Annotated in this window: 2 protein-coding genes; both read right to left on the bottom strand. The window is 80.2% G+C overall.

The annotated features are described in order from the left end of the window. Positions 1-255: 255 nt before the first annotated feature. The gene (locus tag ACFW9D_RS37845) at positions 256-1,845 is read right to left on the bottom strand and encodes a transketolase C-terminal domain-containing protein (protein WP_384629974.1); all 1,590 of its coding nucleotides are present in this window, start codon (positions 1,843-1,845) and stop codon (positions 256-258) included. Between the two features lie 156 nt (positions 1,846-2,001). Further along, positions 2,002-2,205 carry a hypothetical protein gene (locus tag ACFW9D_RS37840; protein ID WP_384629972.1) on the bottom strand — a complete coding sequence of 68 codons (204 nt, stop codon included), beginning with the start codon at positions 2,203-2,205 and terminating at the stop codon, positions 2,002-2,004. Between the last annotated feature and the right edge of the window lie 107 nt (positions 2,206-2,312).

The following is a 2,312-nucleotide window of genomic DNA, read 5'->3' as shown; positions in this document are numbered from 1 at the left end:
AGGGTGGGAGCAGGGCCGGGGCCAGGTCGGCCGGGGGTGTCGGCCTGGCCCCGGGTGCGCCCCTTCAGGGGCGCGAGGCTGTACCGATGTGCGGCTGCGCCGCGTGGGCGCGAACAGCCACGGCGGCGAGGCACCGGGCAGGGCCGGCGCCAGGCCGGCCGGGTGAAGAGTGCCCCGCGAGGGGCGCGCGCCCGCCCCCATCCGGCGGACGGTCAGTCGAGGCCCCCGCTCAAACCCGCCCGCCCCCCGGAGGGCCTACGCTCTGAGGCCGCCCGACAACGAAGCCACCCGCCCGGCCAACCGCAGGGCGAACGCCCGGGCCCCGCCCGCCACATCCCCCTCCGAAACCGCCAGCACAGGCCCACCGCCAAGGCCACCCCCCGCCAGCGCAGCCCTCAACGCGTCCCCGCCCCCCACCACCACGACCACCCCGTGCCGGCCGGCCAGCCCGACCAGCGACTCCGGCACGGGGGACACCCAGCGCGGGTCCACCACGGTCACCGAGAGCCCGAGCTCCCGCCCGGCCGCCGCCACCCCGAGCCCCCACCCCGCACCCGCCCCCACCGCAACGATCAGCACGTCCCGCCCGGTCCCGGTCCCGGCGCAGAGCACATCGACCCCGCCTTCCCGGGCGACCGCCGCCACCTCACCCGGCACGCCCCCGTCCGGCACCCGCACGACCGTCACCGCGTCCCCCACCCCGGCCGCCTCCCCGAGCAGCTCCCGCAGCCGCGCGGCGTCCCGCGGCTCGGCCCACCGCACCCCCGGTACGACCTCGGCATCCCCGCCGACCACGAAGGTCACCCCGGGCGGCGCCGCCACCCGGTCCACGAACCCGTCCCCGACCGGCACCACCGGATGCAACTGCCCACCCGCCAACCCGGCCGCACAGCCCGCCACATGAGACTCGGACCCGCTGAGCGTCACCGTCCGCTCGGGGAACGTACGGCTGAACAGGCCGATGCCAGGCGCCCGTTCGTCGCCGGTGCACACCGCGATCAGCTCCGGCCGCTCCGCCCCCACCGCCGCCAGCTCCGCGTCGAACACGGCAGCCCAGGACTCCCCGGCCGCCGAAGGCGCGGGCGAGGGCACCGGCAGCGCGAGCGCCCCCGGCACACCGCGTCCGCCCGCCTCCACCGGGCACCGCACGACGACGGTGCGCCCGGCGTCCCGGGCCCGCCGCAGCGCCGCCTCGACCTCCCGCACCCGCCGCCCGTCCACGACCACGCCCGGCACCGCGGTCGGCTCCCCGGGGAACCCGAGCAGCCCCCGCGCCTCCCGCACCATCCCGAACAGCGCGGAACCGAACCCCCCGGAGCCGGCCCGCCCCGCACCGTCGTGCCCCAGGTCGAACAGGCCGCCGGGCGCCACCGGCCCGGGCGACAGCGCGAGCACGACCACGCCGGGCCCGGGCGCGTGCGCCAGTTCGGCCAGCGCCGCCCGGCCCGCGTCGGACCGCAGCACCCCGGCCCGCACCACGGCGACGACCCGCCGGTCGGTGTCGCCGGCGAGATGGCACGCGCGGGCGAGCCCGGCCGCGTACGACAGCGCCCGCACCCCCAGCAGGGCGTGCGGGCGACGTGCGGCGCCGGCCGGATCCCGGTCCCCGGCGAGCAGTTCCCACGCCGCCGAGAGCTCACCGCCGTCCTCGACGAACAGATCGTGCCCGGGCCGGAAGACCCGGCACAGCGCGAGCGCGGGCACCGCCGCCGCCCCGGCCGTCCCGCCCGGCCGCGCGGCCAGCGCGGCCCGCAGCCGGCCGGCGAGCGGGTCGAGGCGCCGTGGTTCCAGGACGCGTACGTCGTGCGGTCGCGGCCAGCCGCGCGACGGTGATGTGGGCGTCAACTCGTACCTCCTGAGCGGGCGGGGCCGCACCGAGCGTGGCACCGGCGCCGGACGCCGGGACAGGGACCGGCGCACCCGCCGGGGGTGAACATGCGGGCGGCCGGGCCATGACGAGGTCATGACCCGGCCGCCGTGGACCGGGAAGCGGGCCGGAGCTCACGCGGCGACGGGCACCCGCGCGTACCGCCGTGCCAGGGTGGCCAGTTCGCGCAGGAACGCCTCCTCGTGGGCCCGGACGAAGAAGTGCCCGCCCGGCATCGTGCGGACCTCGCAGCCGCGCCCCGCGTGCCGCCGCCACGACACCACCTCCGGCACCGACACCAGCCGGTCGCGCCGCCCCGCGAACAGGTGCAGCGGCACGCGCAGCGGGGGGGGGGGCCCCCCCCCCGCCCGGCCCCCGCCCCCGCGCCCGCCGCGGGGCGCGCCGCGGGGGGGCGCGGGGCCCCAGGGCGGGGGGGGGGTGAGGC

The sequence above is a fragment of the Streptomyces sp. NPDC059524 genome, assembly GCF_042749255.1.
GTDB lineage: Bacteria > Actinomycetota > Actinomycetes > Streptomycetales > Streptomycetaceae > Streptomyces > Streptomyces xanthii.
Note: the sequence above shows the minus strand (reverse complement) of the source record. Positions and strands in the feature narration are given on the sequence as shown.